The following is a 23,394-nucleotide window of genomic DNA, read 5'->3' as shown; positions in this document are numbered from 1 at the left end:
AACTTCGCAGGCAATGATTCTTGCAACCGGGCGTGACGGACACCATCATGGAAAGAACAGTTTTTGTCGTCGACGACGACGGCATGGTCAGGGAGGCGCTGCTGCGCCTGCTGGCGTCGGCCGGCCACCAGGCGCGCGGCTTTTCCTCGGCCGACGAGTTCCTGCGCGAACGCCTGCCGTGCGCGCCGTGCTGCCTGATCCTGGACATGAAGATGCCCGGCTCCGACGGCTTCGAGGTGGTGCGCCGGCTGGAACGCCGCGGCGATGCGATCCCGGTGATTTTCATCTCCGGCTATGGCACCATCCCGGTCACGGTGCAGGCGATGAAGGCCGGCGCGCATGAGTTCCTGACCAAACCCATCCACGGCGAACGGCTGCTGGAAGCGGTGGAAGAAGCGCTGCACATCGCCGGCCGCGAGCTGGCCGCGCGCACCGAGCAGGCGGCCTCGACGCTGCGCCTGGAGACGCTCACCCCGCGCGAGCGCGAAGTGCTGGAGCTGGCCATCGGCGGCCTGCTCAACAAGCAGATCGCCACTGAACTCGGCATCAGCGAAATCACGGTGAAGGTGCACAAGCGCCGCGTGATGGACAAGATGCAGACCAAGACCCTGGCCGACCTGGTGCGCGCCGCCGAGCGGCTGCAGATCAGCAGCGCCAGGCATCGATGAACGTATGGATAAAAGGATTGAAGGATGACTGGACCGAATCGCGCCGACCTGCGCCAGCTGGCCTCGGAACTGCGCAAGCTGCATAAATTGCTGATCGATTGCCAGTCGCGCGTGTTCGGCGCGGTGGGCACGCCCTTCGACCACCTGCAGCTGGTGACGACCCATCCCGATTTCGCCTGGCTGCGCATCCTCTCCGAGTTCATGGTGGAGATCGACGAGCGCCTGGATGAGGAAGCCGCGCCGTCCGACGAAGAACTCGCCGCCTTCAAGACCACGCTGGAACAGTTGATCGGCCCGGCGCCGGCCAGCCAGCCGGCGTTCCGCGAGAAGTACCTGGCCGCCCTGCACGACTCACCCGAGCTGACCATCCAGCACGGCGCGCTGAGATTGGCGCTGGGCAAGCTGCAACGCCGTCCGGCCTAACCTTCCCCGTTGCCGCCAACGGCGGCGCCCGGCTAGCGCGCGCGCAGCCAGGCCGCCGGCGCCACGCCCAGCACGCGCTTGAACACGCGGCTGAAATGGCTCTGGTCGGCGAAGCCGCATTCCAGCGCCACCTCGGTCATGCTCTTTTCCCCCGATGCCAGCAGTTGCTGCGCGCGCGCTATGCGCTGGCCCTGCAACCAGGCGTGGGCCGGCACGCCGAACGTATTCTTGAAGGCGCGCGCGAAGTGCGCGCGCGACAGGCCGCATTGGGCCGATACTTCTTCCAGCGTCAGCCGGCGCGCCAGGTTGGCCAGCATGTAGTCGCGCACGCGCGCCTCCTGCCACGCCGCCAGGCGGCCGGCCGCCGGCTGCGCTTCCTGCTTGCCGTAACGGTTGCACAGGTGGGTGTGCAGCGCCAGCGTGACGCTGTCGATGAACAGCGTATCGGCCGCTGCGCCGCCCATGGCCGGCAGGGCCGCCTGCGCCAGGTGGAACACCACCGGGTCGCGCGCGGCCTGCACCGGATTGAGGCCGGTGACGCGCACGCCGCTTTCGCGGCTCAACTCCTCCAGCGTCGCGCGCGGCACATGAAAACGCATGTTGTCGAACGCCGACAGGTGCTGGCAACGCCACTCTTCGCGCAGGTCGGTGATGGCCACCTCGCCGCGCCGGTGCGAACCGGCATGCACCAGCCGCTTGCCGCGCCACAACTTGTGGTGGCGGAAATCCTCCAGCTGCACGATCACCGAGAAGGCGTCATCGCAGGGAATCTCGATCACCGGCGGCGCCGGCAACGGCTGCAGCATGGTGGCGCGGGTGACGCCGATGCCGGACCGGGACGGCACGCTCTTGCGCAGGACGGGAGAAGGCGGGCGCAGCATGTCGGGCTCCTGTTGATTGCCAAGCAGACAAAAAAGGGATGGCGCGGCTCACGCCACCGCCATCCCCCGTGGGCAATATACGAGACTTCCGCCGCTGCCGCAAACGCCGTTTTCCAGGCACTGCGTGCGAGCACGTAGCGCCCGATGCCCGATGCTCAGCGACCGTCGCGCCCCGACTCGAACAGGAACCACGCGCGCTGCTCGGCCTCGTCGATCCAGTTCTCCAGCAGGCTGGCGGTGGCGACGTCGCCGTGCTCGTCGCACAGCTCGTGGGTGGCCAGCATGAACCCGACCAGGCGCAGGTTGTCCTCGCGCAATTCGGCCAGCATGTCGGCCGGCGTGACATAGTCGCTGTCGTTGTCGGACAGGCGCTGCAGCTCGCCGATATGGCCGGCCGAGCGCAGCGTGGCGCCGCCGATCTTGCGCACCCGCTCGGCCACCGCATCGGTGATGGCGATGATCTGCTGGGACTGGTCGTCCAGCAGCAGGTGGTAATCGCGGAAGTGCGGGCCCGACATGTGCCAGTGGAAGTTCTTGGTCTTCAGGTAGAGCGCGAAGATGTCGGCCAGCAGCATGTTGAGGCCGCCGGTGATTTCCTTGCTGGCCTGCTCGCTGAGCATGCTGGGCGTGGCCAGCTGCGCCATGCGGCGCTTCTCCAGTTCCTGGCGTTTGGTGGCGTCCATGGTCGCTCCGCTCATGCCTTGAGGAAGGCCAGCAGGTCTTCGTTGAGCTGGTCCTTGTGGGTGAAGCACAGCGCATGCGGCGCGCCGGCGTAGACCTTGAGCTGGGCGCCCGGCACCATCTGCGCGGCCAGTTTGCCGGTGGCTTCGAGCGGCACCACCTGGTCGTCGTCGCCGTGGATCACCAGGGTCGGGATGTCGAACTTCTTCATGTCGTCGCGGAAGTCGGTCTGCGAGAAGGCGGTCACGCAGTCGATCGTGCCCTTGAGCGAGGCCAGCATGGCGATGTTGAAGGTCTGCGCCAAGACGCCCTGCGACACCTTGTGGCCGGGACGGTTGGTGCCGAAGAACACGGTGGCGAAGTCGGACAGGAACTGCGCGCGGTCGTGGCGCAAGCCGGCCTTGATGCCGTCGAACACCTCACCCGGCACGCCGATGTCATGGCCGGGGGCCTTGCCGAAGATCGGCGTGACCGCGCCCAGTAGCGCCGCCTTGGACAGGCGCTGGGTGCCGTGGCGGCCGATGTAGCGCGCGACGTCGCCGCCGCCCATCGAGAAGCCCACCAGCACGGCGTTCTTCAGGTCCAGCTTTTCGATCAGCTCATGCAGGTCGTCGGCGAAGGTGTCGTAGTCGTAGCCGTTCCAGGGTTGGCCCGAGCGGCCGAAACCGCGGCGGTCGTAGGCGATGACACGGTAGCCGCGCTCGGCCAGGAAGTTCATCTGGTACTCCCACATGTCGCCGTCCAGCGGCCAGCCGTGGCCGAACACGACCGGTTGGCCGCTGCCCCAGTCCTTGTAGTAGATCTCGGTGCCGTCGCGGGTGGTGATGGTGCTCATGGTGCGCTCCTTGTAAGTGGCGGTTGGGTTGCTGCGTGGCCGTGCGCCTTCATGTGGCGAACGGCGGGGGAGAAAAAAGCGTGCACGTGCCCGCGCGCCCGGCCGTCGGCCGGGCGCGTGTCGGTTCATGCGGGAAGAATCAGTCTGCCGTTCGCGCCTGGGCGCCGAGGCGCCAGTTGCCGGGGCCGCACAGGGCGATCGAGGTGAAGATCACCAGCAGCAGCCAGCCGAACTGGCCTTCGGCGATGCTCCAGTCCGGATGCACCGCCAGCATGGCCACCAGCAGCACGCCGATCACCGGCAGGCAGGCCAGCCGGGTGAAGACGCCGGCGGCGATCAGCAGCGGGCACAGCGCCTCGGCGAAGATCGCCGCCCACAGCGACAGCGCCGGGCCGAAGCCGAAGGGATCCTCGATCACCGTCAGCTCATGCGCGTAGTGCATCAGCTTGGGCAGGCCGTGCACGTAGAACAGCATGAAACTGCCGGCGATGCGCAGGAACAGCAGGCCGAAGTCGAGCGGCGGCGTGGGCAGCCGCAATGATGTGCGCGCGCCCATGATCAGAACGCGAAGCAGCTGCAGCCCAGCGCGCCCCAGAAGCCGGCGAAGTTGGACACGGGAACATCGGACTTGCGCGCCACGTCGTGCGAGTGGCCGTGCACGCCGCAGGAGCCGACGCAGGCATGCGGCAGCGCGGTTCTTTTCTGCTGCGCGTTGTTGGCCGCGACGGCGCGGTAGTGGCCCGGCACCTTGGCCACCGGCGACCATTCGGGCAACACCGGGATCTCGCCCGGGCCGTGCGACGAGAAGGCGCCGGCGGCGTAGACCACGCGGCCGTCGACCACCGTCATCACCGACTCGATGGCCTTGATGTCGTCCTCATGCACGCTGAAGAAGTCGGCCGACAGCACTGCCAGGTCGGCCAGCTGGCCGGCCTGGATGCGGCCCTTCTTGTCCTGCTCGCTGGAGAACCAGGCGCTGCCGGCGGTCCACAGTTCCAGCGCGGTCTCACGCGGCAGGCGGCCGGCGGCTCCGTACAATTTGGCGCCGCCCACGGTGCGACCGGACACCAGCCAGTACAGCGCGGTCCACGGGTTGTAGCTGGCCACGCGGGTGGCGTCGGTGCCGCCGCCCACCGGCACGCCCATCTCCAGCATCTTGGCCACCGGCGGGGTGTGCTCGGCAGCCTCGGTGCCGTAGCGGTCGATGAAGTATTCGCCCTGGAAGGCCATGCGGTGCTGGATGGCGATGCCGCCGCCCAGCGCCCTCACGCGCTCGATGTTGCGCTCGGTGATGGTCTCGGCGTGGTCGAACATCCAGTGCAGGCCGTCGAAGGGGATGTCGCGGTTGACCTTCTCGAACACGTCCAGCATGCGCGAGATCGACTCGTCGTAGGTGGCGTGCAGGCGGAACGGCCAGCGGTTGGAGACCAGGTGGCGCACCACCCGCTCCAGTTCGTCTTCCATGCCGGCGGCCAGGTCGGGACGCGGCTCCAGGAAGTCCTCGAAGTCGGCGGCCGAGAACACCAGCATCTCGCCGGCGCCGTTATGGCGGAAGAAGTCGTTGCCGTCGCCCGGCTTGACCATGGTGGTCCACTTCTTGAAGTCTTCCAGCTCGCCGCCCTTGTTCTGCGTGAACAGGTTGTAGGCGATGCGGATGGTCAGCTGGTTCTCGGCGGCCAGCTTGTTGATGATCTGGTAGTCCTCGGGGTAGTTCTGGAAACCGCCGCCGGCGTCGATGGCGCTGGTCACGCCCAGGCGGTTGAGCTCGCGCATGAACTGGCGCGTCGAGTTGACCTGGTATTCCAGCGGCAGCGTCGGTCCCTTGGCCAGCGTGGCGTACAGGATCATGGCGTTGGGACGGGCGATCAGCATGCCGGTCGGGTTGCCCGAAGCGTCGCGCACGATCTCGCCGCCCGGCGGATTGGGGGTGTCCTTGGTGTAGCCGACGGCGGCCAGCGCGGCGCGGTTCAACAGCGCGCGGTCATACAGGTGCAGCACGAACACCGGGGTGTCGGGCGCGGCGGCGTTGAGCTCTTCCAGCGTGGGCATGCGCTTCTCGGCGAACTGGAACTCGGTCCAGCCGCCGACCACGCGCACCCATTGCGGATGCGGGGTGCGCGCGGCCTGGTCCTTCAACATGCGCAGCGCGTCGGCCAGCGAGGGCACGCCTTCCCAGCGCAGCTCCAGGTTGTAGTTCAGGCCGCCGCGGATCAGGTGCAGGTGGGAGTCGTTCAGGCCGGGGATGGCGGTGCGCCCGCCCAGGTCGATGACCTTGGTGCCGGGCTGCTTGAGCCGCATCACCGAGGCGGCATCGCCGACCTCGATGAACTTGCCGCCGCCGATGGCGACCGCTTCGGCGATGGGATTCTGCTTGTCAACGGTATGGAATTTGCCGTTGATCAGGATCAGGTCGGGCGTCGTGCTTGCTGCAGTCGTCATGTTGGCTCCGTGCTAACTAAGGATGATGGCGTGTCCCGTGGCATCGACGCCCGTCGCAACCGGGCGATCCCGCACGGATCTGTTGATGACGGCAGTGTGCAAAAACCCCGCGCGGGCGTCCAGCTATACGAACGGATAATGGCAGCGCCCCGCCCCCTTGCCTATGATCGCCTCCGGCAGCCGCCGCTCTCCCCGGCGGCCGTCCGACCTCCCCACCTTCTACGGATCCGATCATGACCACCAATACCAAACTCGAAGTGCTCACGCCCGACAATTGCCAGCTGATCATCATCGACCATCAGCCGCAAATGGCCTTCGGCGTGCAATCCATCGACCGCCAGGTCCTGAAGAACAACACCGTGGCGCTGGCCAAGGCCGCCAAGGTATTCAACATCCCGACCGTGATCACCACCGTCGAAACCGAAGGCTTCTCCGGCTATACCTATCCGGAACTGCTGTCGGTGTTCCCCGAGCACAATATCCTGGAACGCACCTCGATGAACTCCTGGGACGACCAGAAGGTGCGCGACGCCCTGGCTGCCACCGGCAAGAAGAAGATCGTGGTCGCCGGCCTGTGGACCGAAGTCTGCAACAACAGCTTCGCGCTGTGCGCCATGGCCGAAGGCGGCTATGAGATCTACATGGTGGCCGACGCCTCCGGCGGCACCTCCAAGGAAGCCCACGACTACGCCATGCAGCGCATGATCCAGGCCGGCGTGATCCCGGTCACCTGGCAGCAGGTGATGCTGGAGTGGCAACGCGACTGGGCGCGCAAGGGCACCTACAACGCCGTCATGGACATCGTGCGCGAACATTCGGGCGCCTACGGCATGGGCGTGGACTACGCCTACACCATGGTGCACAAGGCCGAGCAGCGTCCGCACGGCAACCAGAAGACCCTGGCTCCGGTGCCGGCCAAGTAAGCAGGCGGCAGGTTGCCGGCGCGGCCCTTCCCGCGAGGGGACGGCCGCGCGCGGCAGTTCCGGACCCACCACCGTGATCGACATGACCAGCTATCTCATCTCGCTTTGCGCCGGCATCCTGATCGGCGTCTTCTATGCGTTCTTCAAGGGGCGCTCGCCGGCGCCCCCGGGCATCGCCCTGATCGGCCTGCTCGGCATGGTGATCGGCGAACGCCTGATTCCAACCCTGAGCCATCTGCTGGGCGGCTGACACCGGAGCAAGCACGACATGAAGCCTTACCTGATTTCCCTGTTGATGGGCGCCGTCGCCGGCGTCATCTACTACGCGCTGCAGGTGCAGTCGCCGGCGCCGCCGGTGATCGCGCTGCTGGGCCTGCTGGGCATGCTGATCGGCGAGCAGCTGGTGCCGATCATCCGCCGCAAGCTCGCCGGCGAGCCGATCACGGCCGCCTGGTTCCACCGCGAATGCATACCCAAGATCACCGGCGCGCCGCCGCCGGAGGACAAGCAGTAAGACCTCGCATGCAGGACCACCGGCCGCAGAGCCGGCGCAACACCAGAACATGACGCCAGCAAGACGCCCGCCGCGACGCAGCCGCACAGAGCCGCGCGCAGGCGGGACGCAACCCGGTTCTTTCCGCGGGCGGACCACAGCCGTTCCGCATCCGCCCCGGGCGCGCCACCGTAACGCGCGCCCAGGGCGGACCACCCACCGACACCGCGCCGGCCATGCCCGCGTGGCGTCGGCCCATGGCTGAGGATGATGAAAAAAGGGGAGACTTACCTGGCGCCGCGCCATACCGTCGCCGTGGTCGACGACGATCACGGCGTGCGCGCGGCCTTGTGCAACCTGCTGGATTCGGCCGGATATCGCGGCTGCGCCTTTCCCGGGGGGGAGGAGTTCCTCGCCGCCGACCTGCGCGGCATCGCCTGCGCCATCGTCGACATCGGCCTGGCGCGCATGGACGGCTTCGAGCTGGCCGAGCGCCTGGCGCCGCTGCGGCCGGGCCTGCCGCTGATCTTCATCACCGCGCGCGGCGATGCGCTGCAGCGGCGCCGTTCGGCCGGGCTGGGCGCGGCGCTGCTGCCCAAGCCGGTCGACGCCGACACGCTGCTGGCGCTGCTGCGCGACGCCATCCTCGCCTCCGGAGCTCCCGATTGAACCTGCCCTATCCCGCCTTCCTGAACCAAGCCGCCCCAGCCGGCACGCCTGACGAGCGCGACTACACCGTGCTGTGCAAGACCGGCGCGGTGGCTTACCTGAGCGCCCGGCAGCCCGGCGGGGCGCTGCCGCAATTGCTGGTGGCGCGCGCCCATTCGCCGCACATGCAGCCCGACGCCGCGCGCGAACTGGCCAACGAGCTGGCGCTGCGCGAGCGGCTCGACCCGGCCTGGGCGCTGGCGCCGGTGGGATCGGTCAGCGCCCCGGGTTCGCTCACGCTGCTGTATGCCGATGCGGATGCGGTATCGCTGGCGGCGGCCGCGCCGCGCCGGCTGTCGGTGACGTCCTTCCTGGCGCTGGCGCCGCAGATGGCGCGCGCGCTGCATGGCCTGCACCGCGCGGGACTGGCGCACGGCAACCTCAATGCCGGCTGCTTCTTCATCGATGCCGCGCCCCGTCCGTCACCCCAGCAGTCGCCATATCCGGCGCCGGCCGGCGAGCGTCGCGTGCGCCTGGGCGGCTTCGGCATGGCGGCGCCGGCGCGCCACGCGACCGATACCGGCGCCGACCTGCACGCGCTGGGCGAGATCTACTACCTGCTGCTGGCGGGCCGGGCGCCGGCGGCCGATGCCGCGCAATGCCGGTCGCCGCGCGCCTTCAACCGCGCCATTCCCGAACGGCTCTCGCGCCTGGTGATGCGCATGCTGGCGCAGGATGCGGCACAATGCTGGCCAGGCGCGGAAGAAGTCGCGCAGGCGCTGGAACAATACGCCTGCGCCCTGCCCGCTCCCGCGCCGGCCGTCCCCCTTGCCAACCGATCCGCCTCCAGGAAAACCATCTTGTCCCGCGACGCCACCGCCGCTACCGACGACTCCCACGACATCGATGCCCTGCTGCGCGCCATGCGCGCGCTGTCGGCCGAACTCGACCTGGAACAGCTGCGCCCGGCCATCGCCGGCATCGCCTGCGAACTGACCGGCGCCTGGCGCTGCCTGCTGCTGCTGCGCGACGAAGGCCGCAGTTATATCGAAGCCGAGGCGCTGGCGTCGGGCGGCGCAATCGAGATCAATACCCGCCGCCGCGCCGCCGGCGAGGGTGAAATGTCGCTGGGCATGCTGGAGCTGGCGCTGGAAGGCGGCAGCGTGTGCGCCGGCAACGACGGCTCGCTGCTGCAAAGCGCGGCGGCCCACGATGACGAGGACGGCGCCTGCCGCGCGCTGTGCATCGCGCTGACGCACGGCGGCGAGGTGCCGGGCGCGCTCTACCTGGTGCGCGGCGAGCACGGCGCCGCCTTCGACGCGCGCCAGCTGACGCTGGCCCGCCGGCTGGCCGCGCACGCCGCGATATGCCTGCACAACGCGCTGGCCCACGCGCGGCTGCGGCGCGAGAACGAACAGCTGGCCTGCGCCGAGCAGGCCCTGCGCACCAGCCAGGAACTGCTCAAGCAGGGCGAGCGCTTCAACCACACCGGCAGCATGCGCTACCTGGTGCGCGAGGACCTGATGTTCTGCTCCGACGAGCTGTGCCGCATCTACGGCCTGGAAGACGGCCGCAACTGCATCAACTATGAAGAATTCGCGGCGCTGATGCACCCCGACGACCGCCAGGAAGTGATCGACACCGTCGACGCCGCGGTCGCCATGGGCGGCACGATACGGGTGGAGCACCGCATCTGCCGGCGCGACACCGGCGAGGTGCGCTACATCTCCGGCATCGGCAAACCCGTGTGGGTGGACGGCACCTTCGTCGAGTATGTCGGCACCGCTACCGACATCACCGTGCGGCGCCAGGCCGAATACGCGATGCGCGTGGCGCAGGCCGACCTTGAGCGCGTCTCGCGCGCCAACACGGTGGGCCAGCTGACGGCGTCCATCGCGCACGAGATCAACCAGCCGCTGATGTCCATCGTCTCCAACGCCGGCGCCAGCCTGCGCTGGCTGGACCGCGATCCGCCCAATCTGGACAACGCGCGCGCCGGCCTGCGCGACATCGTCGCCGAAGGCCAGCGCGCCGGCGGCATGATCGCCGGCCTGCAGGGCTTGACGCGCAACACCGAGCCGGTGTTCGCGCGGGTCGACGTGAATGCGGCGATCCGCCACATCCTGACGATTTCGAAGAGCGAGCTGGAACGCAGGGAAGTGTCGCTGGTGCTGGCGCTGGCGCCGGAAGAAACCTGCGCGCTGGGCGACCTGGTGCAGCTGCAGCAGGTGCTGCTGAACCTGGTGGTCAATGCGGTCGAGGCGATGGCCGAGGTGCGCGACCGGCCGCGCACCCTGACCGTGTCGTCGGCCTGCACCGGCGACCAGCGCGTCGAAGTGGCGGTGCAGGACACCGGCGAGGGCATCGCGCCCGACGCCATGCCGCGCGTGTTCGACGCCTTCTACACCACCAAGGAAAACGGCATGGGCATGGGGCTGGCGATCTGCCGCTCCATCGTCGAGAACCATCGCGGACGCATCAGGGTCGCCGGGGCGCAGCCCTGCGGCACGGTGTTCCGGTTCGACATGCCGCGCGTGCCCTGAGCGGGTCCGCGCACGCCAGGCATCGACGGCCGGCGCTCTTCAGCCGCGGCTGTGGCGGCGCCAGCTGCCCGGCGAGGTGCCGACCACCTGCGAGAACACCCGGCTGAAGTGGCTCTGGTCGTAGAAGTTGCAGGCGATCGCCACCTCCGCCAGCGGCAGTTCGGTGTCGCGCAGGAACTCGCGGGCGCGCTGCACGCGCTGCGCCATCAGCCACTGGTGCGGCGTCTGGCCGGTGCTTTCCTTGAAGGCGCGCAGGAAGTAGCTGGCCGACATGTTGCACTCGCGCGCGATCTCGGGGATCGAGACGTTGCCCCTCACCTTTTCCATCAGCATCTGCTTGGCGCGCTCCTCGTGCAGGCGCGACAGGCCGCCGCGCACGCCCCGCGGCGCCCGTGCGCCGCCGTAGCGCTGCATCACATGGGTGCCGATGGCCACGCCGATCTGGTCGACGAACAGCATGCTGGCCTCGTCCGGCCGCGCCAGCGCGGGCGCCAGCGCATGCGCCAGGTGCTCCAGCACGGGATCGTAAAGGCCAGTCACCGTCTTCAGGCCGGGGATGCGGCCGCGTTGGTCCTGGCCCGATTGCTCGAAGAACGCGCGCGGCAATTCGACCAGCAGGAAGTCGAAGGCGCCGTGGATGTCGGCGCGGTAGTCCTCGGAAAAATCGCGGATGTAGATGCCGCCGCGATTGAAGTCGTGATGCGAACCCTGGCGTCCGCGAAAGATGCTGCGGCGATGCTGCGGCGACATCGACACGCCGACCAGGAAACCGCGGTCCGATGCATCCGTGCGCACCTGCGAGACCTGCTCCTGGTCAACCCGCTTGCGGTAGAAGGCCAGGTCGGGGCGGCGCAGTTCGTGGCTTTTGTGCAGGCTGTCGGCCAGGCAGCCCAGCGAATCGATGCCGGCGGGCGTAACGATGGAGTCGGCGAAGGAAGTCGATGCGGACATGGACAGGGACCTCATTGGAGACAGGAATGCTCGTCAGCCTTGAAGCGGACGCATCGCCGGTCGTCCACCGGCGCCATGCGTCCCCGGAAAGCGCCCGTCGGCGCCCTCATTCATTTACCGGATTTTACAGATACTGCAGAATTTGTGCGCGGCACAATATTTGTTGCACGCCCTGAACAGCGAAGATTTCCGACGGATTTCATTCTGCAAGCATAGGCGAGCAGTGCTTGCGCCAGCCTTACGGACGAAAAAAAAGCGACGCATTTTGCTGCGCCGCTTTTTCCCCATGGCAAACCCGGATGCGCGCTATTGCTCCTTGCGTGCGGCGGCCTCCAGCATGGCCTCGCCCACGGCGTCGTGGCCGCGCGCCATGAGCGCCTCGCCGGCGCCGCGGATGTCGCGCACTTCCTTGTTCTGGCTGAGCTTGCGCTTGCCCTCCAGGCGTGTGATCTCGATCTCGATGCCGACGATGGCCTTGAGCAGGGTGTCGACGAAATCGGCCGGCGCGTCCGACATCTTCCATGGCGTGGCCTCGGTCGCCTCATGCGTGCGCGTCAGCCGCGCCACCACGCCGCGCAGGTAGCGCTCGTCGTCGCGGATGATGACGCGGCCGTGGGCGTGCGCCACCATGTAGTTCCAGGTCGGCACCTGGCGGTGCGCCTCGTGCTTGCTCGGATACCAGCTCGGCGAGACATAGGCGTCGCCGGCCGAGAACACCGCCAGCACGGCGTCGCCGTCGGCCAGTTCGCGCCACAGCGGATTGGCGCGCGCGACGTGCGCATGCAGCGTGCCCAGCGCGCCGGCGGTGGGGTCGAGGTGGAACGGCAGGTGGTTGGCGTCCAGCGCGCCGCCACCGTGCGAGACCAGCACGCCGAAAGGATGGGCGACGATCATGCCGTGCAGGACGTCGGTGCTCGGTTCGTCGAAATGGGCGGGGATATACATGGCGGCTTCCTGGCGGCGGCGGTGGATGATGGGAGGATTGTGCCGCCAAACTGGCTTAATATGCAGGTCCAGTTTCAACATATTCGAGTAGACCGGAATCATGCCCAGGAAAGCCCACGTCATCGACCTGCCCGCGCTCGGCGCACTGGACCGCGCGGCAGGATCGCTGGGCCGCCAGCTGGCGCAGACGCTGCGCGAGGCGATCCGCCGCGGCGAACTGCGCCCGGGCGAAGCGCTGCCCTCGACCCGGATGCTGGCGCAGTCGCTGTCGCTGGCGCGCGGCACCGTGGTGGAAGCCTTCGAACAGCTGGTGGCGGAGGGCTTTCTCGAAGCGCGCCCCGGGGCCGGCACGCGGGTGGCCGCAGCCATCGAAGCGCGCCGCGAAACCACGCCCGCTCCGCGCAAGGCCGCACGCAAGAGCGCTCCGGCGCCGCTGCCGACGCCGGCCGCGGCGTTCGCCCGCGTGGCGCAGCAATTCAGCGCCTTGCCGCATGTGCCGTTCGCGATTTCCGTGCCGCTGGGCGCCACCGTGCCGGGCGAAGCCTGGCGCCGGCTGGGCAACCGCTTGCGCGCGCGCGGGCTGGGCGCGCCCGCCGGCTACGGCGATCCGCAGGGCGCGTTGCCGCTGCGCCAGGCCATCGCCGATTATGTGCGCCGCTCGCGCTCGGTGCGCTGCGAGGCGCAGCAGGTGATCGTCACCAGCGGCACCCAGCAGGGCCTCTACCTGTGTTGCCAGGTGCTGCTGGGCGCCGGCGAGCGGGCCTGGGTCGAGAACCCGGCCTACTCCGGCATCACCTCCATCCTGCAACATGACGCCGGCAAGGCCGCCGTGCGCGTGCCGGTCGACGAAGAAGGGCTGGACGTGGCCGCCGGCATGCGGCTGGCGCCGGACGCGCGCGCCGCCTTCGTCACGCCCTCGCACCAGTATCCGCTGGGCATGCCGATGAGCATGGCCAGGCGCGACGCGCTGCTGGAATGGGCGCGCGCGGCCGGCGCCTGGATCGTGGAAGACGACTACGACAGCGAGCTGCGCTACGCCGGCCACCCCTTCCCCTCGCTGCAGGGGCTGGACCCGCAGCGCGTGGTCTACCTCGGCACCTTCAGCAAGGTGCTCTATCCCTCGCTGCGGCTGGGCTACCTGATCGCGCCGCCCGAGCTGGTGCCGGCCTTCACCGGCGCGCGCGTGCTGATGGACCGCAGCCCGCCCGGCGCCGACCAGCATGTGCTGGCCGCGTTCATGGAAGAAGGCCACCTGGATCGCCACATCCGCCGCGTGCGCGGCGTCTACGCCGAGCACCGCCGGCAGCTGATGCACACGCTCACGCGCCTGCTGCCGCCGGAACTGGCATGGCTGCAACCCAGCGACCAGGGCATGCACCTGCTGCTGTGGCTCAACGCCGGCCTGGATGACGTGGAGGTGGCGCGCAACGCGGCCGCGGCGGGAGTGGCGGTGCGCGCGGTATCGCCCATGTTCGCCGACGGCAGCGCCCGGCCGGGGCTGGTGCTGGGCTTTGGCGGATTCAGCGGGGAGCAGATGGAGAAGGCGGCGCGCAAGCTGGCCCAGGTCATCGCCTCGTCCGTCGGCCTCACACGCAAGTCGCCGCTGCCTGGTCGTCGCCAGAGATAAGCCGCAGGCGCGGCCAATGCCGTTGCCATTGACGTGATATCACCCGTTCCATGAATATCGGATGCTTGTGCGTGGAGAAGGCGGGCGTCGGCCTGATGATCGCGGCCCACAGATTACCGACGCCGAAAGGTGCGGAGATCTCGATTGTCCCTTGCGCGCTCAATCTCGCCGCCACCGCGGTGGCTGTTTCCGGCCAGCATGTCATTGCTTCCCGGCAGCTGTCGTAAGGCGCGTCTCCGTTGCGCACATGCATGCGCGCCTGATTGCGCACCGACCAGTTCGGCGCCGGATCGATCTCGCGCAGGCGCGCCTCCAGGACGGCGTCGACGCTCGCGTCGCAGCGCGCGGGGTCATGCCAGATGACGTCGATGTCACTGGCGGGCAGACGTGGCGCGAGCCCATGCAAGGCATCCCATACGGCGTTCCTGACAAAGCCGGCGCCGATCCAGCCATCCGGCAAGGCGAGCGAGCGCACCGCATGCAGTACGCGCATGCGTTCATCGTCTTCTGCGATCAGCCGGCGCAATCTTTCTTCGTTGTTCATTCGGCTTCCGACACCGATCTGTCCTTTCAGCAATACGCTCATTGTAGCGATCGCCAGCTACGCTCGATCAGACGAAAAAACGGCGCCCGATGGACGCCGTTTCTATTGGCGCGAAAACAGGCTCAGGCAATGGCAGCGGCATAACGACGCGCTACCTCAGGCCAGTTCACCACGTTGTAGAAGGCGCCGATGTATTCCGGGCGGCGGTTCTGGTAGCGCAGGTAGTAGGCGTGCTCCCATACGTCCAAGCCGAGGATGGGGGTGTTGCCGTTCATCAGCGGGCTGTCCTGATTGCCGCTGCTTTCCACCACCAGTTTCTTTTGCGGCGTGACCGACAGCCAGGCCCAGCCGCTGCCGAAGCGCGAGACGGCGGCCTTGGTGAAGGCTTCCTTGAAGGCGTCGAAGCCGCCGAGCTCGGCATCGATCGCCGCGGCCAGCTTGCCGTCGGGCTTGCCGCCGCCATCGGGCGCCATCACGGTCCAGAACAGCGCGTGGTTGGCGTGGCCGCCGCCCTGGTTGACCACGGCGGCGCGCAGCTTGTCCGGCACGTCTTTCACGCGCGCCACCAGTTCCTCGACCGGCAACTTTTCCCACTCGGTGCCGGCGACGGCGGCGTTGAGGTTGTTGATGTAGGTCTGGTGGTGCTTGCTGTAGTGGATTTCCATGGTCTGCGCATCGATGTGCGGCTCGAGCGCATCGTAGGCGTAGGGCAGGGCTGGCAAGGTATAAGGCATGGCATTTCTCCGATGGGGTTGTGGAAATCGCGGCCGCGAGGGCCGTTCGGAGGCTGCCGGTTGGGTGGCGGTGGACGGTGGGTCCGGATCTTCCGAAAAGATGCCCGGAAGACGAAAAGATTCAATTCTAGTAGGAAACAGACAAGCCTAATCCCTGTCGCCGGCAGGGATAAAAATGCAAACCCATGCGGCAAATGAAAAAGCCCGCGTTGAAGCGGGCTTTTGACTTCTGGTCGCGGCGGACATCCGCCGCCGCGCATCGGCAGATCAGTAGGTCAGCGTGACGGTCACGGTGTCCGAGTAGGCGCCGGCCAGCGGTGTTTGCGAAGCCGGGATCTGGCCGTACACGGTCAGCGTTTGCAGCAGACCGGTGCCGGTGCCGGCCTGGGTGTCGGTGCCGATGGTCGAACCCCAGTTGTTGGTGCGGCCCGAATCACGGTACAGCGCGTAGTTCAGGGTGCCGCCGCCGGTGGCGCTCATCTTGCGGGTGGTCACGCTGGAGCCGCTGCCGGTGCCGGCGTCAAGGCCGACGTTGTAGGTGGTGCCGTTGGTGCACAGCACGGTGATGCTGCCGCTTTGGTTCACCACTGTTTGCGTGTAGGCGCCGAAGGCGATGGCCGAGCCGACCACGGTGCAGGCTGCAACCACCGATGCGCTGATGGTCAGCGAGCTGGTGGCGGTCGCGGCGAAGGATGCGGGAGCGCTGGAAGCCAGGACGACGGCGGCGATGGAAGCGCAGACGAAGCGATTTTTCTTGGCAAAAAACATGTTCATTCTCCTGTGGATCCCTGCGACTGCCCTCGCCCTGTGCGAGAACTTCTGTGTGCAGCGGGTATGGAGACACTTTAGTTTTTTGCCGGATTCACCGACATCGGGGCAATCCTGAAAGTTGCGGGAAACGCATCAGGCATTTCCCCATCAGGAATCTCCCTGGCCGGCCGCGCTCAGCGCGCCTCCACCGGCCGGCCCGGCTGCGGCGCCGGGGCCGGCATGGCCGAGCTGGGCAGGCCGAACACCCGGTCGAAGCCCAGGTTGAACAGGTAGGTGTAGACCATGAAGAACACGATCAGGCCGAGATCCAGCACGAAGGCGTCCCACAGCCCGATATCGAGCCACCAGGCGAACATCGGCACCAGCATCAGCACCAGCCCGCCCTCGAAACCGATGGCGTGCGCCGCGCGACGGGCGAAGCCGCGGCCGCGCTTGGCCTGGCGCGCTTCCCAGCGCTCGAACAGGCCGTTGAAGATGAAGTTCCAGATGAAGGCGATGGTCGACGAGGCCACGGCGGCGGCGGTCGAATGGGCGCTGTCGTGGCCGGCGATGACGGCCAGGCCGAAGGTGGTGAAGACGATCGCCAGTGCCTCGAACAGGCAGGCGTAGGTCAGTTTGCGTTTGAAGCCTTGCATGGAATTCTCCTGGGTTGCCGGCCTGGCAACGCGAAATGGCGTTGTTTCATATAGGCCTTGGGTACGGGGAGAATTTTATGGTTTAATTTTTGATAGAAGAAGTCGGCTTCTTTCAGATTTTTTGATAACCAAAATAGCAACATGGCTTTCTCCAGCGACAACGTCCGGGTTTTCCTCGCCGTGCTCGACGGCGGCTCCTTCTCTGCCGCGGCGCGCGCGCTGGGCCGCGTGCCCTCGTCGGTCAGCATGACCATCAGCCAGCTCGAGGCCGAGCTGGACCTGATCCTGTTCGACCGCACCGCGCGCGACGCCCGTCCCACCGACATGGCGCGTGCGCTCGAACCCGACGCCCGCCTGCTGGCCAGCACCCTGCGCCAGCTCGACGCCCACGCCCTGGCCATGCACCAGGGGCTGGAGCGCAAGCTGACGCTGGCGGTCGCGCCCGAGCTGCTGTCGGTGCCATGGGCGCGGCCGCTGGCGGTGCTGGCCGAGGAGTTCCCGTCGCTGGAGGTGGAAGTCCTCTCCTCGCCGCAGGCCGACGCCATGCGCATGCTGTACGACAACACCGCGCAGCTGGCGCTGGTGTTCGAGCGCCACGCCGGCAACGACCGCGAGGCCTTCCAGGAATTCAGCAGCGAAATGCTGGTGGCGGTCATCTCGCCGCAGCACCCGGCCCTGAAGGGAAGGAAGCGCAAGCTGCGCTACGAAGACCTGTACGACATCCGCCAGATCGCGGTAGCCAGCCGCGACGCCAGCATCTCCGACCCTCGCTTCTTTTTGGCTCGCCAGATCTGGCGCACCGACAACCACCTGGCCACGCTGTCGCTGGTGCGCGAAGGCCTGGGCTGGGCCTACCTGCCGCACAGCCTGGTGCAACAGCAGATCGAGGCCGGACTGCTGGCAGCGATCGACTTCGACAACATCAGCAACCAGCTGCGCCTGTGGGTGGACGTGGTGTGGAGCAAGGACCGGCCGCTGGGGCTGGGAGCGCAGCGCTTCATCGCCTTGATGCGGGAGATGGCGCCCAGCAGGAGAAAGGGCAAGTAGGGTCGTGCTGCGGCTTTGTTGGTCGTGGTTGGGGGCTGGATGCGTTTGGTGTGGCGCAACGAACGACGCTGGATCCCGGCCTTCGCCGGGATGACGGATTACATTGGATAGCGAGCCAGGGAATCGATGCCACAGGCGAGCAGCGAGCAGCGAGCAGCAAGCACCGCGAGGCCGAAGGCGAGCCGGACACAAGGCAAAGCCGCAGGCGAGCCGTCAACGAAGTCCGCTTCTGCCCAGCCGCTGAACCGCACGGAAAAATGGATCAGAAAGGAGGCCGGAGCGCAGCGACTTGCCTCCTTTCCCATTTTTCCGTGCGGTTCAGCGGGCACCCCGAAGGGGCGGGGCGGTAGCGGCCGCCTTTCTTTGCTTACTTTCTTTGGCGGAGCAAAGAAAGTGAGCGGCTGCCGGGCCGCCCCCCGGCGCTCCGTTTCGACCGGAGAAAGATAGGCATAGAGCCAGTACATCTGCAGGCAGCAAGAGCAGACTACCCCGAAGAACAACCGCATATACGCTGACTTCGATACGCCGCAAAGCGGCTACTCAGTCCGAACGAAGTTCTCGGAGGCGCGACGAACGACACTGGATCCCGGCCTTCGCCGGGATGACGGATTGTATGAGATAGCGAGCCTGTATATCGATGCCGCAGGCGAGCAGCGAGCAGCAAGCAGCAAGCACCGCGAGGCCGAAGGCGAGCATGAAAAGAACAAGGCAAAGCCGCAGGCGAGCCGGAGACGAAGTCCGCTTCTGCCCAGCCGCTGAATCGCGCGGAAAAATGGATCAGAAAGGAGGCCGGAGCGTAGCGACTTGCCTCCTTTCCCATTTTTCCGTGCGGTTCAGCGGGTACCCCGAAGGGGCTGGGCGGTAGCGGCCGCCTTCTTTTGCTTACTTTTCTTGGCGGAGCAAGAAAAGTGAGCGGCTGCCGGGCCGCTCCCGGCGCTCCGTTTCGGCCGGAGAAAGATAGGCATAGAGCCAGTACATCTGCAGGCAGCAAGACCAGACTACCCAAACAAACACAACCGCATACACGCTGACTTCGATACGCCGCATACGCGGCTACTCAGTCCGAACGGAGTTCTCGGAGGCGCGACGAACGACGCTGGATCCCGGCCTTCGCCGGGATGACGGATTACATTAGATAGCGAGCCTGTATATCGAAGCCGCAGGCAAGCCAAGCCACCCACAAATTCCGCCTCTCCCCCGCCCCAACAGGCAAGCACAAAACAGATCAACCCACGACAAAACCCAAGCTCAAGGAATCACCTTGGCCTTCCCCTTGGCCACCAGCAACTGCACCAGCAACTGATCCCGCTCAGCCGCCAGGCCTCCCAGGGTCTTCCCCTCCATCTGCTCCTCCACCCCGGCCGTGATCGTCTCTTTCAGCGACTCGGTGATGGCAGGCGAACCCAGATCCGCCCACCAGCTCTCGATAGGCGGCCCCAGGTGATCCAGCGCATGGCGCGCCCCGCCCTCGCCGCCGGCCAGGTGCAGGTTCAGGTAAGGCCCCATCAGCGCCCAGCGCAAGCCCGGTCCGTAGGCGATGGCGGTATCGATGTCCTCGGTGCTGGCCACGCCCTGCTCCACCAGGTGAAAGGCCTCGCGCCACAAGGCTGCCTGCAGGCGGTTGGCGATGTGGCCCTTCACCTCCTTGCGCACATGGATGGGCTTCTTGCCCACCGCCGCATAGAAGTCCAGCGCCGACTGCACCGCCGCTTCCGAGCTCGCCTGTCCGCCGATCACCTCCACCAGCGGGATCAGGTGCGGCGGATTGAAGGGATGCCCCAGCACCACCCGCCCAGGGTGGCGGCAGGCGGCCTGCACCTTGCTCATCAGCAGGCCCGACGAACTGGAGGCCAGGATCACGTGCGCCGGCAAGGCCGCATCCATGCGACGGAACAGGTCGATCTTCAGGTCTTCGCGCTCGGGACCGTTTTCCTGCACGAAGTCGGCGCCTTCCAGTGCATCTTCCAGCTTGTCGAAAAAGCGCAGTCGCTCCAGCGATGCGCCCGGCGCCAGGCCCAGCGTTTCCAGGCTGGGCCAGTGGCGCGCCACGGCCTCGCGCAATTTGCGTTCGGCGTCCGGCATGGGATCGGTGGCCGACACGTCCAGCCCGCGCGCCAGGAAGTAGGCCACCCAGCTGGCGCCGATGACGCCGGTGCCGACCACGGCGATGCGCTTGATGCCGGACGGCGGGACGGCTTGTTGTTCTTGCATTGGTCTCTCCTCTTATTGATGTTGCGAATGCGGAATCCGGGCCGCGGCGCTTGCCAGAAGAACAAGGAACCCGTCCAAATGCACGGGAAATTGCCTCGCCTGCCCAAAATCACGGCAGCTTATCACTTGCTTTACGTTATCATCGCGCACAAACAAAACCGCCAATGCGGACCTGGATCAAGACAAAGGCTTTCCCCATGTTCATGTATCTTCCGTTCCTGCTGGCGCTCTTCGCCGTGCTGGGCATCGCCGCCGGCTGGAAGGGCTTCAGCTACGCCATGTGGCTGGCCACGCTGTGCGTGACGCTGTGGTCGTTCTCCTTCCACGCGACCAGCGCGCTGACGCTTTCCTTCTGAGGCGGCGACATGGACCAATCTCCCTATTCCTCCCTGCGCGGCAACGCCAGCTCCGGCGGCAACGTGCTCAACGTGCTGGGCCTGTTGGCCATCTGCGCTTCGCTCGGCATCGCCTTCTACTACCAGCTGGCGCTCAAGGAACTGCCCTGTCCGCTGTGCCTGCTGCAGCGCGCCGGCATGATCCTCATGGGCATCGGCCTGATGATGAACGTGCGCTTCGGCGTGAAGGCGGCGCACTACGGCGTGGCGCTGGCGGGCGCGCTGGCCACCGGCGTCATCGCGCTGCGCCAGGTGTTCCTGCACATCACGCCGGGCGACGCCGGCTACGGCTCGACCTTCATGGGCCTGCATTTCTACACGCTGGCCGCGCTGTCTTCGCTGGCCGCCGTGGCCGGCATCGCGCTGCTGCTGATGCTCAAGAGCTGGGAAGCTCCGGCGCGCGATCCGGCCTGGAAATCGGCGGGCGGCAAGCTGGCCTGCATCCTGTTCATCCTGCTGGTGGCCGGCAACCTGGTTTCCACCGTGCTCGAATGCGGCGGCGGCGCCTGCGAGGACGATCCCACCTTCTACCAGCTGCTCGGCAAATAAAAAAACCGGCACGGAGGATGCCCCCGTGCCGGATCAAGTTCCGACGTCTCAAGACTATTCAAACCCGGCGCATCCGCGCCGGTGGCTTCCTCAAACTCAGAAGCGGTGCTGCATGCCCAGCGTCATGCCGAACTGGCTGTTGCCGTAGCCGACATCGTCGCGCGACAGGCCGACCAGCTGGTTGTTCTTGGCCTTGGCGTAGGCCGTGCTCAGGTACAGGTCGGTGCGCTTGGACATGGCGTACTTCAGGCGCAGCGAGTACATGATCGGATCCGCATCCCTGGCCACGTTCTTGATGTTCTGGTAGTACACCGTGCCGATCAGCGTCATTGCAGGCGTGATCTTGTAGCTGGCGCCGCCCCAGAAGAAATCGCTGCGCAGGTCGGTGGCGCCGGAGGCCAGCGTCTTCTTGTAGTAGCGGTAACCCAGGTTGAACTTCCAGGCGTCGCTCAGCTGGTAACCGCCGGCCAGGTGGGCGGTGGTGGTCTTGTCGTAGGCGCCGTTGGCGGCAGTGGTGCCGTTGACGCGGTCGAAGGTGCCGGCCACGCTGAACGGTCCGGTACCCCAGCCCAGGCCGACGCCGTACTTGGCGCTGTCGCTGGTATTGCCGGCGACTTCACCGAAGCCGTACATGGCGCCGATCTTCACGCCGCTGAATTCGCCCTGGTACTTCACCAGGTTGGACACGCCGGTGGGCATGCCGTCCTTGCGCCCGCCGGTGGCGCCGGCCGAGGTCACCCACGAGTAGTTGGCCGAGTAGCCCATCGGGTCGAACGGCAGGATGAAGTCATAGGTGGTGGAGAACGAGCGTCCGGCCACCACGCGTCCGAAGCCGCCCTCCAGGCCGACGTTGGACTGGCGGTTGAAGAGCTGGTTGGCGTCGCCGTCGAAGCCGCCGTTGTCCAGCTTGAAGCCGTTTTCCAGCTGGAAGATGGCCTTCAGGCCGCCGCCCAGGTCTTCGCTGCCGCGAAAGCCGATGCGCGAGGTGTTCATGGTGCCCGAGGACAGGCGGGTGACGCTGCCGCCGTTGGCGCCGGCGTTGTTGACGAATTCCACGCCCGAATCGATGAGGCCGTAGATGGTGACGCTGCTCTGCGCCTGGGCATGGCCCGCGGCTGCGGCGATGGCGGCCAGCGCCGTCGCGGCGGCCAGATGTTTCTTCTGCACTGTGATCTCCTTGGTTGAAAGCTGTTGTGGTGTTGCGCCGCGCACCATGCGGCTGCGGCTTGTCGTTATCGCGGTCTGTTGTGCACACCGCCATGCGGATGCGCAGGCCGGTCGCCCCGCATCCGCCCTCCCCTCCCCCGGCTGGCGCCGGGCGGCGGAAATCAGAAGGCCCAGAGCGCCTGCTCGGGCAGCGAGAGCCAGTACTCGCCCTGCTCCAGGCGCTGCGGCGCGTAGGCGCGCAGGCCGACGGCGCCGCTGCCGGCGCCGTTCACGCCGCCGGCCTTGAACAGGCACTCCCAGCGGTCGCCCAGGTACATGCAAGTGGAGAGCGGCAGGCGAATCGCGTTGTCGCTGGGCTGGGCCGACACCCGCACCTGCTCGACGCGGATGATGCCGGTCACGTCCTGGCCCTGCTGCACGTCGCTCCTGCCGCGCAGCGTGGCCACCGCCGTGCCGCCGTCCAGCTTGAGCGTGACGCGCTCGCCCTCGCGGCTGACGACCTGCGCGGCCAGCTTGTTGTTGCTGCCCATGAATTCGGCGGTAAACAGCGTCTCGGGCGTCTGGTACATGCTTTGCGGCGTGCCCTGCTGCTCGATGCGGCCGTTGTTCAACAGCAGGATGCGGTCCGAGATCGCCATCGCCTCGCCCTGGTCGTGCGTGACCATCAGCGCGGACAGGCCCAGGCGCACGATCAGCTCGCGCAGGAAGGCGCGCGCTTCTTCGCGCAGCTTGGCGTCGAGGTTGGAGAGCGGCTCGTCCAGCAGGATCACCTGCGGGTTGTAGACCAGCGCGCGGGCGATCGCCACGCGCTGCTGCTGGCCGCCGGAGAGCTGGTGCGGATAACGTTCGCCGAGATGCCCCAGGCCCAGCTGCGCCAGCACCGCCTTGACGCGCGCGGCGATGTCGGAGGACGACACCTTGCGCAGCTTCAGGCCGTAGGCGACGTTGTCGGAGACGGTCTTGTGCGGCCACAGCGCATAGGACTGGAACACCAGGCCCAGGTTGCGCTCCTCGGCCGGCATCTCGAAGTTGCGCGCGCCGTCGAACACCTGGCGCGTGCCGATGTCGATGGTGCCGGCCTTGGGCGATTCAAGCCCGGCCACGGCGCGCAGCAGCGTGGTCTTGCCGCTGCCCGAGGGGCCCAGCAGCGCCACCACTTCGCCGCGCTGCAGCTGCATCGAGACGCCCTTGAGGATGGGATTGGCGTGGGCGCCGGCGCCATAGTCGAGGTGCAGGTCGTTGACGGAAAGTTCGGTCATGATGTTTTCTCTTTTCTGTTCGTGC

The 23,394-nt window shown here is 67.2% G+C and carries 25 protein-coding genes; 11 read left to right on the top strand and 14 right to left on the bottom strand.

Going from position 1 to position 23,394, the window contains the following annotated elements:
- Positions 1-47 precede the first annotated feature (47 nt).
- Complete coding sequence (locus CEJ42_RS15130; protein WP_079219275.1) at positions 48-668, top strand: response regulator transcription factor; 621 nt, start codon at positions 48-50, stop codon at positions 666-668.
- Positions 669-692: 24 nt separating this feature from the next.
- Positions 693-1,091, top strand: coding sequence for a hypothetical protein (locus CEJ42_RS15125; protein ID WP_088751633.1), 399 nt, complete (start codon positions 693-695; stop codon positions 1,089-1,091).
- Positions 1,092-1,123: 32 nt separating this feature from the next.
- Here the strand turns inward: CEJ42_RS15125 and CEJ42_RS15120 are convergent, their stop codons facing one another.
- From CEJ42_RS15120 to CEJ42_RS15100, 5 genes are all read right to left on the bottom strand, one after another.
- A complete protein-coding gene (locus CEJ42_RS15120) occupies positions 1,124-1,972 on the bottom strand; it encodes an AraC family transcriptional regulator (RefSeq protein WP_207760432.1) in 849 nt (282 codons plus the stop codon).
- 155 nt (positions 1,973-2,127) lie between these two features.
- Positions 2,128-2,655 (bottom strand): Dps family protein, encoded by a 528-nt coding sequence (locus CEJ42_RS15115; RefSeq protein WP_122984490.1) that lies wholly within the window; start codon positions 2,653-2,655, stop codon positions 2,128-2,130.
- 11 nt (positions 2,656-2,666) lie between these two features.
- Positions 2,667-3,488, bottom strand: a complete 822-nt coding sequence (locus CEJ42_RS15110) for an alpha/beta fold hydrolase (protein WP_079217735.1) — start codon at positions 3,486-3,488, stop codon at positions 2,667-2,669.
- A 139-nt stretch (positions 3,489-3,627) separates the two neighbouring features.
- On the bottom strand, positions 3,628-4,044 hold the full coding sequence (locus CEJ42_RS15105; protein WP_088751631.1) for a DoxX family protein: 417 nt from the start codon (positions 4,042-4,044) through the stop codon (positions 3,628-3,630).
- A gap of 2 nt (positions 4,045-4,046) precedes the next feature.
- Positions 4,047-5,927 carry an amidohydrolase gene (locus tag CEJ42_RS15100; RefSeq protein WP_088751630.1) on the bottom strand — a complete coding sequence of 627 codons (1,881 nt, stop codon included), beginning with the start codon at positions 5,925-5,927 and terminating at the stop codon, positions 4,047-4,049.
- A 233-nt stretch (positions 5,928-6,160) separates the two neighbouring features.
- On the opposite strand from CEJ42_RS15100, the gene CEJ42_RS15095 reads away from it, so the two are divergent.
- From CEJ42_RS15095 to CEJ42_RS25265, 5 genes are all read left to right on the top strand, one after another.
- Positions 6,161-6,850, top strand: a complete 690-nt coding sequence (locus CEJ42_RS15095; RefSeq protein ID WP_079217732.1) for a hydrolase — start codon at positions 6,161-6,163, stop codon at positions 6,848-6,850.
- 82 nt (positions 6,851-6,932) lie between these two features.
- Complete coding sequence (locus CEJ42_RS15090; protein ID WP_088751675.1) at positions 6,933-7,100, top strand: DUF1427 family protein; 168 nt, start codon at positions 6,933-6,935, stop codon at positions 7,098-7,100.
- A gap of 18 nt (positions 7,101-7,118) precedes the next feature.
- Positions 7,119-7,364, top strand: a complete 246-nt coding sequence (locus tag CEJ42_RS15085; protein WP_079217731.1) for a DUF1427 family protein — start codon at positions 7,119-7,121, stop codon at positions 7,362-7,364.
- Positions 7,365-7,613: 249 nt separating this feature from the next.
- Entirely contained in the window at positions 7,614-8,012 is a 399-nt protein-coding gene (locus CEJ42_RS15080; RefSeq protein WP_237772406.1) for a response regulator transcription factor, read from the top strand.
- Positions 8,009-10,534: an ATP-binding protein gene (locus CEJ42_RS25265; protein WP_243397872.1), complete on the top strand. Its 2,526-nt coding sequence runs from the start codon at positions 8,009-8,011 to the stop codon at positions 10,532-10,534. The genes CEJ42_RS15080 and CEJ42_RS25265 overlap by 4 nt, the downstream gene beginning before the upstream one ends.
- A 39-nt stretch (positions 10,535-10,573) precedes the next feature.
- Here CEJ42_RS25265 and CEJ42_RS15070 read toward each other — a convergent pair whose 3' ends face one another.
- Both CEJ42_RS15070 and CEJ42_RS15065 read right to left on the bottom strand, forming a co-directional pair.
- Positions 10,574-11,485 carry a helix-turn-helix domain-containing protein gene (locus CEJ42_RS15070; RefSeq protein ID WP_088751629.1) on the bottom strand — a complete coding sequence of 304 codons (912 nt, stop codon included), beginning with the start codon at positions 11,483-11,485 and terminating at the stop codon, positions 10,574-10,576.
- A gap of 306 nt (positions 11,486-11,791) precedes the next feature.
- Positions 11,792-12,430, bottom strand: coding sequence for an FMN-binding negative transcriptional regulator (locus tag CEJ42_RS15065; RefSeq protein WP_088751628.1), 639 nt, complete (start codon positions 12,428-12,430; stop codon positions 11,792-11,794).
- Positions 12,431-12,530: 100 nt separating this feature from the next.
- Between CEJ42_RS15065 and pdxR the strand changes: the two genes are divergently transcribed.
- On the top strand, positions 12,531-14,057 hold the full coding sequence (gene pdxR, locus CEJ42_RS15060) for a MocR-like pyridoxine biosynthesis transcription factor PdxR (protein ID WP_088751627.1): 1,527 nt from the start codon (positions 12,531-12,533) through the stop codon (positions 14,055-14,057).
- Here the strand turns inward: pdxR and CEJ42_RS15055 are convergent.
- The 4 genes from CEJ42_RS15055 to CEJ42_RS15040 all read right to left on the bottom strand — a co-directional run bounded on the left by CEJ42_RS15055 (position 14,017) and on the right by CEJ42_RS15040 (position 16,741).
- Positions 14,017-14,643 (bottom strand): nucleotidyltransferase family protein, encoded by a 627-nt coding sequence (locus tag CEJ42_RS15055; RefSeq protein ID WP_243397871.1) that lies wholly within the window; start codon positions 14,641-14,643, stop codon positions 14,017-14,019. The two genes, pdxR and CEJ42_RS15055, sit on opposite strands and share 41 nt — an antisense overlap.
- A gap of 80 nt (positions 14,644-14,723) precedes the next feature.
- Positions 14,724-15,335 (bottom strand): superoxide dismutase, encoded by a 612-nt coding sequence (locus CEJ42_RS15050; RefSeq protein ID WP_088751625.1) that lies wholly within the window; start codon positions 15,333-15,335, stop codon positions 14,724-14,726.
- Between the two features lie 267 nt (positions 15,336-15,602).
- Entirely contained in the window at positions 15,603-16,103 is a 501-nt protein-coding gene (locus CEJ42_RS15045; protein ID WP_079214233.1) for a Csu type fimbrial protein, read from the bottom strand.
- Between the two features lie 176 nt (positions 16,104-16,279).
- Entirely contained in the window at positions 16,280-16,741 is a 462-nt protein-coding gene (locus CEJ42_RS15040) for a PACE efflux transporter (RefSeq protein WP_079217724.1), read from the bottom strand.
- Between the two features lie 141 nt (positions 16,742-16,882).
- On the opposite strand from CEJ42_RS15040, the gene CEJ42_RS15035 reads away from it, so the two are divergent.
- Positions 16,883-17,788 carry a LysR family transcriptional regulator gene (locus CEJ42_RS15035; RefSeq protein WP_088751624.1) on the top strand — a complete coding sequence of 302 codons (906 nt, stop codon included), beginning with the start codon at positions 16,883-16,885 and terminating at the stop codon, positions 17,786-17,788.
- A gap of 1,248 nt (positions 17,789-19,036) precedes the next feature.
- Here the strand turns inward: CEJ42_RS15035 and CEJ42_RS15030 are convergent.
- Positions 19,037-19,999 (bottom strand): 3-hydroxyacyl-CoA dehydrogenase NAD-binding domain-containing protein, encoded by a 963-nt coding sequence (locus CEJ42_RS15030; protein ID WP_079217722.1) that lies wholly within the window; start codon positions 19,997-19,999, stop codon positions 19,037-19,039.
- 197 nt (positions 20,000-20,196) lie between these two features.
- Here CEJ42_RS15030 and CEJ42_RS25060 point away from each other — a divergent pair, with 197 nt between their 5' ends.
- Entirely contained in the window at positions 20,197-20,355 is a 159-nt protein-coding gene (locus tag CEJ42_RS25060) for a DUF5993 family protein (protein WP_165774445.1), read from the top strand.
- A gap of 9 nt (positions 20,356-20,364) precedes the next feature.
- On the top strand, positions 20,365-20,943 hold the full coding sequence (locus tag CEJ42_RS15020; RefSeq protein WP_079217720.1) for a disulfide bond formation protein B: 579 nt from the start codon (positions 20,365-20,367) through the stop codon (positions 20,941-20,943).
- A gap of 96 nt (positions 20,944-21,039) precedes the next feature.
- Here the strand turns inward: CEJ42_RS15020 and CEJ42_RS15015 are convergent, their stop codons facing one another.
- Both CEJ42_RS15015 and CEJ42_RS15010 read right to left on the bottom strand, forming a co-directional pair.
- Positions 21,040-22,110 carry a porin gene (locus CEJ42_RS15015; RefSeq protein WP_088751623.1) on the bottom strand — a complete coding sequence of 357 codons (1,071 nt, stop codon included), beginning with the start codon at positions 22,108-22,110 and terminating at the stop codon, positions 21,040-21,042.
- Between the two features lie 161 nt (positions 22,111-22,271).
- Complete coding sequence (locus CEJ42_RS15010; protein WP_088751622.1) at positions 22,272-23,369, bottom strand: ABC transporter ATP-binding protein; 1,098 nt, start codon at positions 23,367-23,369, stop codon at positions 22,272-22,274.
- Between the last annotated feature and the right edge of the window lie 25 nt (positions 23,370-23,394).

This window comes from Herbaspirillum robiniae, assembly GCF_002213415.1.
GTDB classification, from domain to species: domain Bacteria; phylum Pseudomonadota; class Gammaproteobacteria; order Burkholderiales; family Burkholderiaceae_D; genus Herbaspirillum; species Herbaspirillum robiniae.
This window is presented reverse-complemented; position numbering and strand designations above follow the sequence as displayed.

Bases quoted from the DNA above. Each gene is read 5' to 3' on its own strand.
- CEJ42_RS15130 (WP_079219275.1), top strand. From the start codon at position 48: ATGGAAAGAACAGTTTTTGTCGTCGACGACGACGGCATGGTCAGGGAG.
- CEJ42_RS15125 (WP_088751633.1), top strand. From the start codon at position 693: ATGACTGGACCGAATCGCGCCGACCTGCGCCAGCTGGCCTCGGAACTG.
- CEJ42_RS15120 (WP_207760432.1), bottom strand. From the start codon at position 1,972: ATGCTGCGCCCGCCTTCTCCCGTCCTGCGCAAGAGCGTGCCGTCCCGG.
- CEJ42_RS15115 (WP_122984490.1), bottom strand. From the start codon at position 2,655: ATGGACGCCACCAAACGCCAGGAACTGGAGAAGCGCCGCATGGCGCAG.
- CEJ42_RS15110 (WP_079217735.1), bottom strand. From the start codon at position 3,488: ATGAGCACCATCACCACCCGCGACGGCACCGAGATCTACTACAAGGAC.
- CEJ42_RS15105 (WP_088751631.1), bottom strand. From the start codon at position 4,044: ATGGGCGCGCGCACATCATTGCGGCTGCCCACGCCGCCGCTCGACTTC.
- CEJ42_RS15100 (WP_088751630.1), bottom strand. From the start codon at position 5,927: ATGACGACTGCAGCAAGCACGACGCCCGACCTGATCCTGATCAACGGC.
- CEJ42_RS15095 (WP_079217732.1), top strand. From the start codon at position 6,161: ATGACCACCAATACCAAACTCGAAGTGCTCACGCCCGACAATTGCCAG.
- CEJ42_RS15090 (WP_088751675.1), top strand. From the start codon at position 6,933: ATGACCAGCTATCTCATCTCGCTTTGCGCCGGCATCCTGATCGGCGTC.
- CEJ42_RS15085 (WP_079217731.1), top strand. From the start codon at position 7,119: ATGAAGCCTTACCTGATTTCCCTGTTGATGGGCGCCGTCGCCGGCGTC.
- CEJ42_RS15080 (WP_237772406.1), top strand. From the start codon at position 7,614: ATGAAAAAAGGGGAGACTTACCTGGCGCCGCGCCATACCGTCGCCGTG.
- CEJ42_RS15070 (WP_088751629.1), bottom strand. From the start codon at position 11,485: ATGTCCGCATCGACTTCCTTCGCCGACTCCATCGTTACGCCCGCCGGC.
- CEJ42_RS15065 (WP_088751628.1), bottom strand. From the start codon at position 12,430: ATGTATATCCCCGCCCATTTCGACGAACCGAGCACCGACGTCCTGCAC.
- pdxR (WP_088751627.1), top strand. From the start codon at position 12,531: ATGCCCAGGAAAGCCCACGTCATCGACCTGCCCGCGCTCGGCGCACTG.
- CEJ42_RS15055 (WP_243397871.1), bottom strand. From the start codon at position 14,643: ATGAGCGTATTGCTGAAAGGACAGATCGGTGTCGGAAGCCGAATGAAC.
- CEJ42_RS15050 (WP_088751625.1), bottom strand. From the start codon at position 15,335: ATGCCTTATACCTTGCCAGCCCTGCCCTACGCCTACGATGCGCTCGAG.
- CEJ42_RS15045 (WP_079214233.1), bottom strand. From the start codon at position 16,103: ATGTTTTTTGCCAAGAAAAATCGCTTCGTCTGCGCTTCCATCGCCGCC.
- CEJ42_RS15040 (WP_079217724.1), bottom strand. From the start codon at position 16,741: ATGCAAGGCTTCAAACGCAAACTGACCTACGCCTGCCTGTTCGAGGCA.
- CEJ42_RS15035 (WP_088751624.1), top strand. From the start codon at position 16,883: ATGGCTTTCTCCAGCGACAACGTCCGGGTTTTCCTCGCCGTGCTCGAC.
- CEJ42_RS15030 (WP_079217722.1), bottom strand. From the start codon at position 19,999: ATGCAAGAACAACAAGCCGTCCCGCCGTCCGGCATCAAGCGCATCGCC.
- CEJ42_RS25060 (WP_165774445.1), top strand. From the start codon at position 20,197: ATGTTCATGTATCTTCCGTTCCTGCTGGCGCTCTTCGCCGTGCTGGGC.
- CEJ42_RS15020 (WP_079217720.1), top strand. From the start codon at position 20,365: ATGGACCAATCTCCCTATTCCTCCCTGCGCGGCAACGCCAGCTCCGGC.
- CEJ42_RS15010 (WP_088751622.1), bottom strand. From the start codon at position 23,369: ATGACCGAACTTTCCGTCAACGACCTGCACCTCGACTATGGCGCCGGC.